Here is a 15,371-nt window from a genome sequence, read left to right on the forward strand (position 1 = left end):
TCGGGGAACCCGGAACGGCCCGCGAGCGGCGGCGGGGAATGCGCCGCGGACCGGGGGCGTTGCACCGCATGGACGGACGGGCACGACGCGCCCGCCGCATCGAACAGGAGTGGAACGCACGTGGAGCAGCGGCCGAGCATCGGCATCTTCGGCGCCGGCAAGGTCGGCACGGCACTCGCACGCCTCCTCGTCGAGGCGGGGTACGAGGTGCGCATCGCCGGCTCGCCCCGCCAGACCGCGCTCGAGCTCCTCGTCGGCGTGGTCGCGCCCGGCGCCGTCGTCGCCTCCCCCGAGGAGCTCGTCGCGGCGTCCGACGTCGTCATCGTCGCCGTGCCGTTCGGCAAGGCCGGCACGGTGCCGTGGTCGAGCTTCGACGGCCGCATCGTCGTCGACGCCATGAACTACTGGCCGCCGATCGACGGGCAGCTGCCCGAGGTCGACGCCGACCCCCGCTCGACGAGCGAGCAGCACGAGTCGCGCAATCCGTCGATGCGGCTCGTCAAGTCGCTGAACCACCTCGGCTACCACGACATGGAGGACGACGCGCTGCCCGCGGGCGATCCGCTGCGCCGCGCCCTGGCGGTCGTCGGCGACGACCCCGACGCGCGCGCCGTGCTCGCCGGCATCATCGACGCGATCGGCTTCGACGCCGTCGATGGCGGCCCGCTCGCGAATGGACGGGTGCTCGAGCCCGGTCACCCCGCCTTCGGCCGGGAGCTCTCCGCTGCCGAGCTCGCCGGCATGTTCGCGGCCGCCCGCGCCGCGGCCTGAGGCGGTCGAGGACGCGCGATCGGCGCGGCCTAGCCGAGCGCGCTGCGCCGACGGCGCCGGGCGCCGAGGTCGACGAGGCCCACCGCGAGCGCGACGGCGAGCAGCACGGCGACCGCGAGCATCGCGAGCGCGTAGGCGTCGTGGTACACGTCGATGCCCGCGTCGCCGGCGCTGCCGTCGCCGCCGGACTCCCGATAGATGGTCGCGTAGAAGATCGACAGCGTGAGCGCCGTGCCGATGGCCGTGCCGATGCGCTGGCCGAGCTGCCCGACCGAGCCGGCGAGGCCGCCCTGCTTGACCGGCACGTCGGCGAGGGTGAGCGTCTGGTTCGGCGAGACGACGAAGCCGCCGCCCGCGCCGGCGAGCACCATGGCGGCCGCCATCGCCCACGGCGTCCACGCCTCCGGCGTCGCGACGGCGGCGAGCACGAGCAGCCCGACGCCCGCGAGGAGCAGCGCGATGCCCCAGACCACGAGCGGCCGGCCCAGCCGCTCGACGAGCCGCCCGCCGATCATCGAGGTCACGGCGCTGACGAGCGCGAAGCCGATGCCCACCATGCCCGCGAAGACGGCCTGCAGGCCGAGGCCGTGCTGCAGGTAGAGCGTCGTGAGCAGGAACATCGACGGCATCGCGGCGAAGTACACCGCCGCGAGCACCGTGCCGTTGCGGAACGAGCCGACCCGGAAGAGCGCGAGCGGCACGAGCGGATGCCGCCCACGCGCCGCGTAGCGCCGCTCCCAAGCGACGAAGGCGGTGAGGCCGAGCACGAAGACGACGAGCGTCCACCAGCGGGCGGGGTCGTCGTCGGGCGAGCCCGTCGTGAACAGGAACGGCCACATCAGCGCGAGCACCGTCACGGCGAAGAGCAGCACGCCGACGGGGTCGAGCTCCAGCCGCCCGGGCGAGGGGAGCCGGGTCTGCGGCAGCAGCCACACCGCGAGGGCGATCGCGACGAGGGTGAGCGGCACGTTCATCCAGAAGATCCAGCGCCAGCCGTCGCTCGGGCCGCCGACGGCGATCGCGAGGCCGCCGAGCGTCGGGCCGAACGCCGTGGCGAGCCCGATCGTGGCGCCGAAGAGGCCGAAGGCCTTGCCGCGCTCCGCCCCCTGGAACAGCTGCTGCACGAGGCCGATCACCTGCGGCATCTGGATGCCCGCCGCGACGCCCTGCAGCAGCCGGCCGACGAGCAGCACGGCGCCGTTCGGGGCGAGGGCGCAGATCGTGCTCGTCACGAGGAACAGCGAGAGCCCGATGAGGAACATCGCCTTGCGCGAGCGCTGGTCGCCGATGCGGCCGGCGGGCACGAGCGTGAGGCCGAAGGTGAGCACGTAGCCGGCGACGACGAGCTGCAGCTCGGTCGGGCTCGCGCCGAGCGCGGTCTCGATCGACGGCAGGCCGACGTTCACCTTCGAGAGGTCGAGGATCGTGAGCGCCGCGACCGAGACGCACACCCAGTACGCGCGCCAGCGCTTGTCGGGGGTGAGCGGGATCGACTGGGTCAGCGGTGGGTTCGACATCCGCTCCAGACTATGCCCGCCCGCGTCAGCGGAAACGGGCGATGTCCTCATAAATGAGGAATAGCGCGATCCGCGCGGCGGGCGGAGGATGTACGGGTTATGTCGAGGGCACCGGTGGATGAGGGGAGCGAAGGTGTTGGGGACCCATCCACCCTGCCTCCCGTGATCGACCGGGCGGGCCTGCGAGTGCGGACCCTGCGCCCCCGCCGCACGCTCGGCTGGTCGATCGGACTGCCGATCGCGACCCTTGCGCTGCCGCTCTTGTGCCTCGCGCTCTGGGTGCTCTACCGGCCGGGCAGCACGCGCCCGTTCCTGCTCGTCGGCGTGCTCGCGGTGCTGATCGCGGGCGCCGTGGCGCTCGCCTTCCTGCAGTACCGCCGCACCCGGGCCTCGGTCAGCGCGGCCGGCATCGTCGAGCGCGGCTTCTTCGGCGGCACCAAGACGATCGCGGCGCGCGACATCTCCGGCGTGCTGCGCGTGCAGCTGTACCGCGGCGCGAGCTCGGAGACGAGCTCCCAGCTCTTCGTCGTCGACCGCCGCGGGCACTCGGTGTTCCGCATGCGCGGCGGCTTCTGGGACGAGGAGACGATGAACCTCGTCGCGCCCGTGCTCGGCGTCGACGAGGTCGTGCGCGAGGAGCCGGTCACGATGGCGGAGCTCCGCCGCAGCGACCCGCGGCTGCTCTACTGGTTCGAGCGCCGGCCGAAGCTGCGCGCCGAGGACGATCAGTCGGTGTTGATGCCGAAGAGTGGCGCCGTCGGCGTGCTCGAGGGCAGCTCGACGAAGCCCAGCCGCTCGTAGAACGCGCGCGCCCCGGTATTCGCCGGGTCGAAGCCGAGGTGCACCCCGGGGACCCCGCGACCGCGGAGCGCCGCCCGCAGCACGTCGACGAGCCGACGGCCGAGCCCCTGCCCCTGCGCCTCGGGCAGCAGGTCGATATGCAGGTGCGCGGGGTACTCGTCGAGCTCGGCCACGAGCATGCGGTCGGGGTCTCGGCCCGCTTCGAGCAGGCGCGCTTCGGTGAACGCCGGCTCGCGCCCGGTGGGCGGGCCGGGGCGCGGATGCCTCGCCGCGAACCCGGGCGCCCACTCGCGCCGCCACCACTCGACGAAGTCGCGGGTGTCGGCGACGCCGAGCACGTAGCCCACGACCCGGTGCCCGTTCGTCACGACGAAGACGAGCGAGGGGTCGTAGGCGAGGTACGGCAGCGCGAACACCTCGGGCATGAGCGCGTCGTCGGAGTAGCGGCCGCTCGCGTCGCCGCCCGCGATCGCGGTGCGGAGGCAGACGTCGGCGATGTCGTCTCGGTCGGCCGGCTGGTACTGGCGTACGAGGAGGGTCATCGCGACGCGGTTTCGGCCATGCCGCGATCCTACCGGCGGCCGGTGACGCGGGTGGCCCGGGCGGTCAGGGCGGGAAGGGGCACTCAGGCCGGGAAAGGCAGGGCGCGGCCGGTCTCCACGTAGCTCTTGAAGCTCGACAGCACGTGCGGCCAGGTGTCCGCGGTCTCCTCGGCGGCCGGGTGCCCCTCGCTCCACTCGTCGTTCGTGAACGTCGCCTTCGTGAGCCCCTCGCCCGCGCGCTCGAGCCGCCAGGTCATCCGGCTGCGCAGCTCGGCGTGGTTCTCCCGGTAGCTCGGGCCGGGGTGCTCGCTGAGCCGCAGGAGCGTCGGCGGCTCGACCTCGAGCACCTCCCCGTAGACGTGCACGGTCTCCTCGCCGTCCTGGCCGGGGCCGATGTACTCGTAGCGGGAGCCGGGGACGAGCTCGCCGCGCAGCACGCTGCCCCACATCACCGCCCGGCTGCCGGCCTCGCCGGTGATCGCCTCCCAGACGGTCTCGGGCTCGGCGGCGATGTAGATCGTCATCTCGAAGTCCATGGCTTCGCTCCATCCTCGGTGCATTCGTTCTGCGGTCGTGATCGACGCTACGGAGCCGCCGCTGCCGACGATTGAACGAACGCGACAGGGGGCGAGGTCCGGACGGGCGGCGCGGATGTCGTCGGCGCGGGGCAGACTGGCGGGATGGCGGACGAGCGGGCCGAGGCGTACTGGCGCGCGCGCACCGGCGCGCCCCGCAGCCGTGGCGTGCTCGCGCCCGCAGCGGGCGAGCCCGCCCTCGGCGGCACCGCGTCCCCGATCGGGATGACCCGGCACGCCCCCTCCCCCGCGCTCACCGAGCTCGTGCGCCACTACTGGGTGCCGCGCTGGCGACTGCCGCCCGGCCGCACGGTGACGCAGCGCGTGCTCGAGTACCCGAGCGCGAACCTCGTCGTCGAAGGAGGCGAGGGCGGCGGGGCGGCGCTCTGGGGGCCGAGCCTCGGCCTCGGCTCCCGCACGCTCGCGGGCACCGGCTGGGCGTTCGGCGTGCTGCTGCAGCCCGGCGTCGCACCGCTCCTGCTCGGCCGGCCTGCCCGCTCGCTGCTCGACCCGGTGCGCGGCGTTACGCTCGACGGCGTCGCGGGCGCCGGCCCGGCCCTCGCCCGCGTCGCCGAGGCGACCGCCGCGCTCGAGGAGGAGCGCGCCGTGAGCGAGTTCGAGTCCTGGTTCGCGGGCCTCGGGCTCGAGCCGGGCGACGACGCCCGCACCGTTCGGCGGCTCGTCGAGCGCGCCGAGCACGACCGCACGCTGACGAGGGTCGTCCAGCTCGCCGAGACCGAGGGGCTCGGCGTCCGCAGGCTGGAACGGCTCGTGCGCGAGCAGCTCGGGCTCACCCCGCGCTGGCTGATCCGCCGCTACCGCTTGCAGGAGGCCGCCGAGCGGCTCGCGAGCGCGGACTCGCCGCCCCTCGCCGAACTCGCCGCCGAACTCGGCTACGCCGACCAGGCGCACTTCACCCGCGAGTTCCGCACCGTCGTCGGCGAGACGCCCGGCGGCTACGCCCGCGCGGCGCGGGCCGCGCGGTGAACGGCGCTCCGTTCAGCGCAGCAGCACGGGCGGCGCGCTCGCCCAGGCGCGGACGAGCTCCTCGCGCACCTCGACCCCCGTGCCCGGCCCCTGCGGCACCGCGAGCTGGCCGCGATGCTCGCCCGTGCCGAGCACGAACGGCTCCGTGAGGTCCTCGGCGTAGTAGCGGTCGGAGGCCGAGGTGTCGCCCGGCAGCAGGAAGCCGGGCAGCGCCGCGAGCGCCACATTCGCGGCACGCCCGAGCCCCGTCTCGAGCATGCCGCCGCACCAGACGGGGACCTCGAGCGCCAGGCACGCCTCGTGCACCCGCAGCGACTCGAGGTAGCCGCCCATCCGGCCCGGCTTGATGTTCACGATGCTCGTCGCCCCGCGCTCGATCGCGTCGAGCGCGGTGGTGCGGTCGAGGATCGACTCGTCGAGACACACCGGGGTGTCGCAGGCGGCGGCGAGCTGCACGTGGCTCGCGAGGTCCTCCTCCGCGAAGGGCTGCTCGACGAGCAGCAGCCCGAAGCGGTCGAGCTCGGCGAGCAGCGGGATGTCGCTCTGACGGTAGGCGGTGTTCGCGTCGACCTGCAGGAGCGCGGCCGGCCCGAGGAGCTCCCGCACCGCCCCGACGGGCACGAGGTCCCAGCCCGGCTTGATCTTCAGCTTGATGCGCCGATAGCCCTGCTCGACGTAGCCGGCGACCTCGTCGAGGAGCTCCTCCAGCGTCGGCGCGATGCCGACGGAGACGCCGCAGTCGACCCAGTCGCGCACCGCGCCGAAGGCCTCCGCCATCGAGCGGCCCTGGGCGCGCAGCTCGGCGTCGAGCACCGCCGCCTCGAGCGCGGCCTTCGCCATCCGATGGCTGGCGACGACGGCGAGCGCGGGGCCGACCGCCGCGGCGGCGGGCACCGAGGCGATCGCCGCGTCGGCGCCGCCCTCGGCGGTCGACCGATGGCCCACGCCCCCGCCGCGGCCGCCGAGCGCCCCGCCCGCCGAGGCCGCGAGCAGCGCCGGGGCGAGGTAGCGCTCGATGACGGCCGCCGCGCCGTCCACGTACTCGGAGGAGTAGAAGGGCTCGCGCCCGGCGACGCACTCGGCCCAGCCGTCGCCCGCGGCGGTGCGGACCCGGACGAGCAGTGCCTCGCGCACCGTCTCGCGTCCGAAGGAGGTCTCGAAGGGCCGCACGAGGGGCACCTCGATGCGGTGCAGCTCGATCGCCTCGAGCCCCAGCTCGGCGCTCGTCTGCTCGGTCATGCGGCCTCCCGGTCGGCGTCGTCCTCGGTGAACACGTAGTCGCCCGCGGCGTCGAGCTCCGGGCGCAGGCCCGCCCGGGCCATCCGGGTGAAGGCCTCGACCGAGGCGGTGCGCAGCGCGGCCGCGTCGGCGGGCGCCTCGCGTCGCAGCGCCTCGAAGTCGGGGACGAGCGCGAAGCCCGACGTCGCGCGCCACACGGGAGCCGGCTCCCCTGCGAGCGCCCGCAGCGCGCGCGGCGAACGGAGCCGCCAGCGCACCTCGAAGCGGTCGCTGCGGTCGCTGCCGGAGATCTCGTCGCCGAGCACGCCGTAGAACTCGGGGAGGTAGTCGGCGACCTCCGCACCGAGGCGCACGAGGTTCATCCGGGCGTTGCGGCGGATCAGCGGATCGAAGGTCCAGCGGATCTCCTCGACGCCGTGCGCAAGACAGAGCGCCCGCTGGCGGAGCTTGAGCGCGGCGCCGATGCCGCGGCCGCGCGCGGCGGGCGCGACGGCATTCATGTGCGAGTGCAGGTGCACGCCGCCCGACCAGCCGAGGAAGCCGAGGGTCGCGCCGAGCACCTCGCCCGGCGCGGCGAAGGGCGGGGTGCCCGAGGCATCCACTCCGCCGTCGTCGTCGGGCACCGCGACGAGCACCGTGCCGCCGGCGTGGGCGAGCGCGCGGATCGTCGAGTGGTCGAGGCCCCGACCCTCGCCCCAGGTGGCGTCGAAGCGGGCGAGGACGGCGCCGATCTCGTCCGCCGCGGCGGCCCGGGTGCGGATGCCGCTGCGCGCGTCGACCGCGTCGGCGAGGCGGCCGGCCTCCTGCGCGCCGTCGAGCTGGGTCATGCCTCGACGCTAGCCGCTCGCACGCCCGGCCGTCGAACCCGCGGCGGGCGGGCGAGCGGGCACGACGACGGGCGCCGCGCGAGTGCGCGGCGCCCGCAGCGCCAGTCGGCAGCCCGCGTCAGCAGAAGGCGCCGACGCTCTCCCAGGCACCCGGCGCGGGCTCGAGGCCCTCGCGCGTGACCGTCGCCTCGATGAGCCCGTACGAGCGATCGGAGGCGTAGAAGACCTCGTTCGGGTTGTCGAGGCCGAACGGCGAGAGGTCGACGACGAAGTGGTGCTTGTTCGGCATCGAGAAGCGGATCTCCGCGATCTCGGGGTGCCGCTCGAGCACGGCCTGCCCCATCTCGAAGAGCGTCGTCTGCAGCGCCGCCGAGTAGCGCTCGGTGAAGGTCTCCAGGAGGATCGCCTTCACGCTCGCGTACGTCGCGTTGTAGTCGACCTCCGCTCCCGGCCGGTAGCGCCAGCGCGTCGCGACGCTCGTCGCGAGGATGCGGTCGGTCGTCTCCTGCAGGGTCGTGTAGCGGTCCTTCGGGTAGCCGACGAAGCCCGACTGCGTCGTCTTGAGCACGACGAGGTCCTTGAGGCCCGCGATGACGTGACGCTCGTCGCCGTCGGCGACGACCGCGGCGGTGCGCACCTCCTGGCCGGATCGGACGAAGGCGTGGTCGTGCTCCTGGCCGTGGGCCAGGATGCGCTCCCAGGCGTAGCTCTCGGCGAGCCAGCGGCCGCCGGTGACCCAGTCGAAGGAACCGGTGAAGTGCTCGGCGAGGCGCAGCAGGAACGCCTCGGGCGAGCCGACGCCGTCGCGCGCGAAGGCGAAGATCGTGTTCTTCTGCGTGTCGGTCGCGACGACGTGCGAGTTGTCGCCCGCGAGGTGCGCGCCGGCGAAGTCGCCGCGCAGCTGCGAGGTGACGTTCAGGTCCTCGATCTCGTGGCGATCGGTGTCGCGGGTCACCTTGACGACGCGGACCTCGGCCTTGCCGTACTGGTTCGGGCCGAGCACGATGCGCCCGCCCTCCCCGGCGGCACTCGCGGCGGTCTCGGTGGCGGTGGTCAGGATGTCGGTCATGAGCTAGCTTCCTCGATAGGTCGAATAGGCGAAGGGGCTGAGCAGCAGCGGCACGTGGTAATGCCGGCCGTCGTCCGCGACGGTGAAGCCGATCAGCACCTCGGGGTAGAAGGTGTCGGTGCCGGAGGCGGCGAAGTACGCCCCGGTGTCGAAGCGCAGGCGGTACTCGCCGCCCGGCACGCGCTCCGGGCCGAGCTGCTTCGCTCGGCCGTCGGCGTCGGTCGTGCCACTCGCGACGGGCTCCCAGCCCTCCCCCGAGCGGCGGGACAGCTCGACGCCGACGCCGGGCGCCGGGACGCCGCGCTGCGCGTCGAGCACGTGCGTGGTGATCTGCGAGACGGTCATGTCAGGGTTCCCTCCGGTGGGGTGGACTCGGGCGTCGTGGGCTGTGGCGCGGTCATGCGGTCACCGCGCCTCCCAGCCGGAGGAGGGCGATCTCGCGCAGTTGCGCCGCGACGATCTCGTCCTCCTCGGCCTCGTCGTGGCCGAGCCGTTCGGTGAGGGCGGCGAGGATCTCCGCCGCGCTGCGCCCGGCCGCGCGGATGAGGAACACCCGGCCGAAGCGCTCCTCGTAGGCGAGGTTGCCCGCGGCGAGGCGCTCGGCGAGCTCGGCGTCGGCGGGGTCCACCCCCGCCTGCTCGGAGCGTGAGAGCGTCGCCTCCCGGCTGGCGCCCGCCGCGCGCTCGCCGATCCGCGGGTGGTGGCCGAGCGCCCGCTCGACCTCCTCAGCGGTGAACGGCGAGGCCGCCCGTTCGGCCTCGGCGAGGAGCGCGGCGACGGAGGCGTAGGGCCGCCCGTCGGCGAGCTCGTCGCACCATCTCGGCACGTCGATGCATGGTCGGAGGAGCTCGATCGCCTCGCGGCGATCGGCCCCGTTGAACTGTTCAAGCTTCATCGCTTGATCCGCTTCCTGGTCTGCTGGCATCCACGGTGTACGGAATACGAAAGCTAGCTTTCATATCGTGGAACTGTTATTTCAGCATGCGACAACTTTAGCAAGCGGATGCCGCGTCGGCAATGGCTGCGACGCCGTCGGCCCAGGGACGCCGATGCGGCATCCGCCGTCTCAGACCGCGAGCCGCTCGCGGAGCCGGGCGACGTGGCCCACCGGGTCCACGTTGTACTCGACGCTCGCCACCTGGCCGTCCTCGTCGACGACGACGGTCGAGCGGATGACGCCGTCGAAGGTGCGGCCGGCGACGGTCTTCTGCCCCCAGGCGCCCCACGCTCGCGCGGTCTCGGCCCCCTCGTCGGACAGCAGCGGGAAGCTCAGCCGCTCGGCATCGGCGAACTCGGCGAGCCGGGCAACGGGATCGGGCGAGATGCCGAGCACGGCGTAGCCCGCACCCTGCAGCGAGGCGAGGTTGTCGCGGAAGTCGCACGCCTCGGTCGTGCAGCCGGGCGTGAACGCCGCCGGGTAGAAGTACACGATGACGGGGCGGCCGCGCAGCTCGGCGAGGGTGCGCACGGCGCCCGTGGCGTCGGGCAGGGCGAAGTCGGGGGCCTCGCGGCCCGGCTCGAGCTCGTCGGATGAGGCGATCATGTCGGTGCTCCCTGTCGTGTTCGTGGGGATGGCGTGGTCGTGGGAATGGCGTGTTCGTGGGGGTGGCGTGTTCGTGGGGGTGGCGTGGTCGTGCAGGTGTTCAGGCTCGGGGCAGGCCGAGGCGGAGGCGGGGCCGGGGCGGCGGCCCCGGCCCCATCGGCGGCCGGCTACTCGTCGTTCCCCACCCGGAGCAGCCGGCCCTGCGCGAGCCCCCGGTCGATCTCCGCGCCCGCGAGATAGGCGGTGCGGACGACGCCGGTGAGCTCGCGCCCGTCATAGGGGGTGACCGGGTGGCGGTGCTCGAGGGCGCCCGCCTCCACGGTGAAGTGCTCGTCGGGGGCGAACACGGCGAAGTCGGCGGCGGCGCCGACCTGGATGCGGCCCTTGCCGCGCAGCCCCGCCCGGTCGGCGGGCCGCGACGACATCCACTCGACGACGCGCTCGAGCGGGATGCCTCGGCGGCGCGCCTCGCTCCAGACGAGCGGCAGTCCGAGCTGCAGCGAGGCGATGCCGCCCCAGGCCTGCTCGAAGTCCCCGTCGCCCGCGTACTTCAGCTCGGGCGTCGCCGGCGAGTGGTCGGACACGATGAAGTCGATCGTGCCGTCGAGGAGCCCCTGCCAGAGGGCGTCGCGGTTCGCCTCGCCGCGGATCGGCGGACAGCACTTGTACGCCGTCGCGCCTTCGGGCACCGCCTCGGCGACGAGGGTGAGGTAGTGCGGGCACGTCTCGACGGTGAGGTCGACCCCGGCCGCCTTGGCCGCGCGGATCTGCGGGAGCGAGTCGGCGCTGCTCAGGTGCAGCACGTGCGCCCGGGCGCCGGTCTTCGCCGCCCGGGCGATGACCTCGGCGATCGCGACGTCCTCGGCCTCGTGCGGCCGGGAGGCGAGGAAGTCAGCGTACGCCGGCCCGCCGCGGTGCGGCGCGGCATCGATGAGGTGCGCGTCCTCGGCGTGCACGAGCAGCAGCGAGCCGCGCGCGGCGACGACCGCCATCGCCTGCTCCATCTCCTCGGGCGTCACCTGCGGGAACTCGTCGACGCCCGAGTGCAGCAGGAAGCACTTGAAACCGAAGACGCCCTCGTCGACGAGCGGGCCGAGCTCGGCCAGGTTGCCCGGCACGACGCCGCCCCAGAAGCCAACGTCGACGACCGCCTGCCCGGCCGCGACCGCGCGCTTCTCCTCGAGCGCGGCGACCGAGACGGTCGGCGGGATGCTGTTGAGCGGCATGTCGACGATCGTCGTGACGCCGCCCGCGGCGGCGGCGCGGGTCGCGGAGGCGAAGCCCTCCCACTCGGTGCGGCCCGGCTCGTTCACGTGCACGTGGGTGTCGACGAGCCCGGGAAGCAGCACCTCGCCCGCGCCGAGCTCGACGAGGCGGGCGCCGGCGAGCCCCGCGCCGAGCGGCGATATCTGCACGATGCGGCCGTCGCGGACACCGATCTCGGCACCGCGCTCGACGGGGGCGCCGCCGTCGGCCGCGAGCAGCGCGCGGGACGCGCGCAGCACGAGGTCGAAGGCCGGGGCGGCGGATCCGACGTCGCCGGACGCGGCGCCGGCCGGCTCCGCGCCGGTGCCGGATGCGGTGATGAGCTCGGTCATGAGGTCCTCCGAGAGTCGGGTGAGCAGCTCGCCGGCGTTCGCCATCGAGACAGCCGGGTCGGGTTCGAGTTCGGCGAGCGCGCGCACCGAGGCGAAGCCGGAGTCGGCGAGCGCGGCGGCGTCGAGTTCGCTGCGCCCGCAGACGGCGTGCACGGGGATGCCGGCGCGCCGCGCGGCGCGCGCCACCCCGAGCGGGGTCTTGCCCATGAGGCTCTGCGCGTCGAGGCTGCCCTCCCCCGTGATCACGAGATCGGCGTCGGCGAGCCGGGCGTCGAGGCCGGTGAGTTCCAGGACGACGTCGATGCCGGGGCGGCGCACCGCGCCGAGCACCGCGAGCGCCGCGAAGCCGACCCCGCCCGCGGCCCCGGCGCCGGGGGCCTCGGCGGCCTCCCGGGCCGGCCGGGCGAGCCGTCCGTCGTGCTCGGACAGCACCACGACGAAGCGGGCGAGGGCCGCGTCGAGCGCGGCGATGCCGGCGGCATCGGCGCCCTTCTGCGCGGCGAAGACGGCTGCGGCGCCGTGCGGCCCGAGCAGCGGGTTGTCGACATCGCTCGCGAGCACGAACTCGGTGCCGGCGAGCCGCGGGTCGAGCCCGCCGAGCTCGATGCGGTCGAGCCCGGCGAGCGCGGCGCCGCCCTCGGGGAGGTCCCGTCCCGAGGCGTCGAGCAGGCGCGCGCCGAGCCCGCGGAGGAGCCCGGCCCCACCGTCGGTGGAGGCGCTGCCGCCGATCGCGAGCACGATGCGCCTCGCCCCGGCGTCGAGGGCGGCCACGATCAGCCGCCCCGTGCCGAGGCTCGTCGCGCGGCCGGCATCCCGCTCCCCCTCGGCCAGCAGCTCGAGCCCGGAGGCACGCGCCAGCTCGACGACCGCCTCCTCGCCGCGCAGGCCGAACTCGGCGTCGAGCTCCGCGCCGAGCGGCCCGGGCACCCGGGCGCTGCGCGCGGTGAAGCCCGCGGCGAGCGCGGCGTCGAGCGTGCCCTCACCGCCGTCGGCGACCGGCACCTCGACGAGTTCGATCGCGGGGTCGGCCCGGCGCACGCCCTCGGCGACCCGCCGGACCACCTCCGGGGCGGACAGTGATCCCTTGAACTTGTCGGGGGCGATCACGACGCGCATGCTCAATCCTGCAACGCGAGGATGGCCGTCGGGGCGTCTTCCGCGGATTCGGCGAGGTCTTCGAACTCGTTCACGGCGTCGAGCTCGGCGCCCATCGCGATGTTCGTCACACGCTCGAGGATCACCTCGACGACGACCGGCACCTGGAACTCCGCCATGAGCCGCTTCGCCTCGGCGAAGCCGGCGGCGAGGTCCTCGGGCCGCTCGATGCGGATGCCCTTGCAGCCGAGCCCCTCGGCGACCTTCACGTGGTCGACGCCGTAGCCGTGGGCGACGGAGCCTTCGTCCTGCGGGGTGTTCACGTTCTCGAAGGCGAGCGAGACCTGGAAGTCCATCTCGAAGGGGCGCTGGGACTGACGGATGAGGCCCAGGTAACTGTTGTTCACCACGACGTGGAGGTACGGCAGCTGGTGCTGCGCCCCCACGGCGAGCTCCTCGATCATGAACTGGAAGTCGTAGTCGCCCGAGAGCGCGACGACGGTCTCGCCCGGCTTGCCACGGACGACGCCGAGGGCGGCGGGGCCCGTCCAGCCGAGGGGGCCGGCCTGCGCGGCGTTGATCCACTTGCGCGGCCCGTAGACGTGCAGCAGCTGCGCACCCGCGATCTGCGAGAGGCCGATCGTGGTCACGTACGTGGTGTCGCGGCCGAAGGCGCGGTTCATCTCCTGGTAGACCCGCTGCGGCTTGATCGGCACCTCGACGAAGTTCGTCTTGCGCTGCAGGCGCGCCTTGCGGTCCTGCGCGTCCGCGGCCCAGGCGGAGTAGTCGGGCAGGGTGCCGGCGGCCTGCCGCTCGCGGGCGAGCTCGAGCAGTGCCTCGATCGCCGCGCCCGCGTCGGAGACGATGCCGTAGTCGGGCGCCAACACCCGGCCGATCTGCGTCGGCTCGATGTCGACGTGCACGAAGGTACGGCCGGCCCGATAGGTGTCGAGGCCGCCGGTGTGCCGGTTCGCCCAGCGGTTGCCGAGGCCGAGCACGAAGTCGCTCGCGAGCAGGGTCTGGTTGCCGTAGCGGTGCGAGGTCTGAATGCCGACCATGCCGGCGTTCAGCGGGTGGTCGTCGGCGATCGCGCCCCAGCCCATGAGGGTGGGTACGACGGGGACGCCGAGGAGCTCGGCGAGCTCGACCAGCTGCTCGGAGGCGCCCGCGTTGATCACGCCGCCGCCCGCGATGAGGATGGGCCGCTCGTGCGCGGTGAGCAGGTCGAGCGCCTTCTCGGCCTGGGCGCGCGTGGCGCGGGGCTTCACGACGGGCAGCGGCTCGTAGGTGTCGATGTCGAACTCGATCTCGGCGAGCTGCACGTCGATCGGCAGGTCGATGAGCACGGGGCCGGGTCGGCCGGAGCGCATCAGCTGGAAGGCCTGCTGGAAGACACCGGGCACCTGCGCGGGCTCCAGCACGGTCATCGCGAGCTTCGTCAGGGGCTTCGCGATCGAGGCGATGTCGACGGCCTGGAAGTCCTCCTTGTGCAGCTTCGCCACGGGGGCCTGGCCGGTGATGCAGAGGATGGGCAGCGAGTCGGCCCAGGCCGCGTAGAGCCCGGTGATCATGTCGGTGCCGGCGGGGCCGGAGGTGCCGACGCAGATGCCGATGTTACCGTCGGCCGCCCGGGTGTAGCCGTCGGCCATGTGGCTCGCGCCCTCGACGTGCCTGGCGAGGGTGTGCCGGATGCCGCCGTGGGCGCGCATCGCGGAGTAGAAGGGGTTGATCGCGGCGCCGGGCAGGCCGAACGCCTCGGTGGCGCCCTCCCGCTCGAGGATCAGGACGGCCGCGTCGACCGTGCGCATGCGGGTCATGGGAGTGCTCCTTCCGGAGACGGTGGAGGAAGAGAGGAGGAGGAAGAGAGGAAGAGGAAGCGGAGCGCGGCTCGCGCCGGCGCTAGTCGCGCCCGGCGAGCTCGGCCGTCAGCTTGAAGAGGCCGGAGTGGTCGAGGCCGCCGTCGCCGCGGGCGACGGTCGCCTGGACGAGCTGGGCCACGGCGGAGCCGAGCGGGACGGTGATGCCGGCCTGTCGTGCGGCGGCGGTGACGATGCCCAGGTCCTTGTTGTGGAGGGCGAGACGGAATCCGGGGGCGAAGTCGCGGTCGAGCATCTTGCGCCCCTTCTGGTCGAGGACCTTCGAGCCGGCGAGTCCGCCGCCGAGGACCGTCAACGCGGCGTCGGTGTCGACGCCGAAGGCTTCGAGGAAGACGACCGCCTCGGCGAGCGCCTGGATGTTGACCGCGACGATGAGCTGGTTCGCGGCCTTCACGGTCTGGCCGGCGCCGGAGGGGCCGACGTGCACGATGGTGCGGCCGACGGCCTCGAGCACCGGGCGGGCGCGCTCGAAGTCCTCGGGCGAGCCGCCGACCATGATCGAGAGCACGCCGTCGACGGCGCCCTGCTCGCCGCCGGATACGGGGGCGTCGATCGCGCCGAGCCCGGCGGCCGTGGCCTCCTCCGCGAGTTCCTTCGCCACGTCGGGCCGAATGGAGGAGGTGTCGATCCACAGCGCACCGGCCTTCGCGTTCGCGAACACGCCGTCGTCGCCGCGGACGAGGCCCGCCACGTCGGGCGAGTCGGGCACCATCGTGACGACGACGTCGGCGTCGCGCACGGCCTCCGCGACGCTGTCGGCGGCGCGTCCGCCCGCCTCGACGAGCGCGTCGACGGGGCCGCGGCTGCGGTTGTGGCCGGTGACGTCGAAGCCCGCCTCGACGAGGTTCTTGGCCATGGGCAGGCCCATGATGCCGAGTCCGATGATCGCGATGCTGGTCATGGTGTCGTCCTTCGGGGTCGCGGTGCGTG

At 74.0% G+C, this 15,371-nt stretch carries 15 protein-coding genes and 1 pseudogene; 3 read left to right on the plus strand and 13 right to left on the minus strand.

The features are described from left to right. The first annotated feature begins 120 nt into the window (after window positions 1-120). Window positions 121-771, plus strand: a complete 651-nt coding sequence (locus tag QSJ60_RS15370) for an NADPH-dependent F420 reductase (RefSeq protein ID WP_285464267.1) — start codon at window positions 121-123, stop codon at window positions 769-771. A gap of 29 nt (window positions 772-800) precedes the next feature. On the opposite strand, the gene QSJ60_RS15375 is transcribed toward QSJ60_RS15370, so the two are convergent. Next, window positions 801-2,288 carry an MFS transporter gene (locus QSJ60_RS15375; protein WP_230764247.1) on the minus strand — a complete coding sequence of 496 codons (1,488 nt, stop codon included), beginning with the start codon at window positions 2,286-2,288 and terminating at the stop codon, window positions 801-803. Between the two features lie 162 nt (window positions 2,289-2,450). Between QSJ60_RS15375 and QSJ60_RS15380 the strand changes: the two genes are divergently transcribed. Then, window positions 2,451-3,089, plus strand: a complete 639-nt coding sequence (locus tag QSJ60_RS15380; protein WP_230764249.1) for a hypothetical protein — start codon at window positions 2,451-2,453, stop codon at window positions 3,087-3,089. Here QSJ60_RS15380 and QSJ60_RS15385 read toward each other — a convergent pair. Next, a complete protein-coding gene (locus tag QSJ60_RS15385; protein WP_285464270.1) occupies window positions 3,014-3,631 on the minus strand; it encodes a GNAT family N-acetyltransferase in 618 nt (205 codons plus the stop codon). The two genes, QSJ60_RS15380 and QSJ60_RS15385, sit on opposite strands and share 76 nt — an antisense overlap. A gap of 83 nt (window positions 3,632-3,714) precedes the next feature. Beyond that, window positions 3,715-4,167 carry an SRPBCC domain-containing protein gene (locus QSJ60_RS15390; protein ID WP_285464272.1) on the minus strand — a complete coding sequence of 151 codons (453 nt, stop codon included), beginning with the start codon at window positions 4,165-4,167 and terminating at the stop codon, window positions 3,715-3,717. Window positions 4,168-4,311: 144 nt separating this feature from the next. Here QSJ60_RS15390 and QSJ60_RS15395 point away from each other — a divergent pair, with 144 nt between their 5' ends. Next, window positions 4,312-5,193 carry a helix-turn-helix domain-containing protein gene (locus QSJ60_RS15395; protein ID WP_285464273.1) on the plus strand — a complete coding sequence of 294 codons (882 nt, stop codon included), beginning with the start codon at window positions 4,312-4,314 and terminating at the stop codon, window positions 5,191-5,193. Between the two features lie 12 nt (window positions 5,194-5,205). On the opposite strand, the gene menC is transcribed toward QSJ60_RS15395, so the two are convergent. The 10 genes and pseudogenes from menC to QSJ60_RS15440 all read right to left on the minus strand — a co-directional run bounded on the left by menC (window position 5,206) and on the right by QSJ60_RS15440 (window position 15,342). Next, window positions 5,206-6,432 (minus strand): o-succinylbenzoate synthase, encoded by a 1,227-nt coding sequence (menC, locus tag QSJ60_RS15400; protein ID WP_285464275.1) that lies wholly within the window; start codon window positions 6,430-6,432, stop codon window positions 5,206-5,208. Then, entirely contained in the window at window positions 6,429-7,259 is an 831-nt protein-coding gene (locus tag QSJ60_RS15405; protein WP_285464276.1) for a hypothetical protein, read from the minus strand. The genes menC and QSJ60_RS15405 overlap by 4 nt, the downstream gene beginning before the upstream one ends. Window positions 7,260-7,377: 118 nt before the next feature. Continuing rightward, window positions 7,378-8,328, minus strand: coding sequence for a factor-independent urate hydroxylase (gene pucL / locus QSJ60_RS15410; protein ID WP_285464277.1), 951 nt, complete (start codon window positions 8,326-8,328; stop codon window positions 7,378-7,380). Window positions 8,329-8,331: 3 nt separating this feature from the next. Further along, on the minus strand, window positions 8,332-8,673 hold the full coding sequence (gene uraH / locus QSJ60_RS15415) for a hydroxyisourate hydrolase (protein ID WP_189085906.1): 342 nt from the start codon (window positions 8,671-8,673) through the stop codon (window positions 8,332-8,334). A 52-nt stretch (window positions 8,674-8,725) separates the two neighbouring features. Next, window positions 8,726-9,223 (minus strand): 2-oxo-4-hydroxy-4-carboxy-5-ureidoimidazoline decarboxylase, encoded by a 498-nt coding sequence (uraD, locus tag QSJ60_RS15420; RefSeq protein ID WP_285464278.1) that lies wholly within the window; start codon window positions 9,221-9,223, stop codon window positions 8,726-8,728. 171 nt (window positions 9,224-9,394) lie between these two features. After that, window positions 9,395-9,871: a thioredoxin-dependent thiol peroxidase gene (gene bcp, locus QSJ60_RS15425; protein ID WP_285464280.1), complete on the minus strand. Its 477-nt coding sequence runs from the start codon at window positions 9,869-9,871 to the stop codon at window positions 9,395-9,397. A gap of 167 nt (window positions 9,872-10,038) precedes the next feature. Next, window positions 10,039-11,469, minus strand: coding sequence for an allantoinase AllB (gene allB / locus QSJ60_RS19150; protein WP_502871408.1), 1,431 nt, complete (start codon window positions 11,467-11,469; stop codon window positions 10,039-10,041). Then, window positions 11,470-12,585 (minus strand): annotated as a pseudogene (locus QSJ60_RS19155) (glycerate kinase); the annotation flags it as partial. 2 nt (window positions 12,586-12,587) lie between these two features. Next, window positions 12,588-14,381 carry a glyoxylate carboligase gene (gcl, locus tag QSJ60_RS15435; RefSeq protein WP_285464284.1) on the minus strand — a complete coding sequence of 598 codons (1,794 nt, stop codon included), beginning with the start codon at window positions 14,379-14,381 and terminating at the stop codon, window positions 12,588-12,590. Window positions 14,382-14,463: 82 nt separating this feature from the next. Further along, window positions 14,464-15,342, minus strand: coding sequence for a 2-hydroxy-3-oxopropionate reductase (locus QSJ60_RS15440; protein WP_285464286.1), 879 nt, complete (start codon window positions 15,340-15,342; stop codon window positions 14,464-14,466). Between the last annotated feature and the right edge of the window lie 29 nt (window positions 15,343-15,371).

This window comes from Agromyces sp. NBRC 114283, from assembly GCF_030268405.1.
In the GTDB taxonomy this organism is placed as follows: Bacteria; Actinomycetota; Actinomycetes; order Actinomycetales; family Microbacteriaceae; genus Agromyces; species Agromyces mediolanus.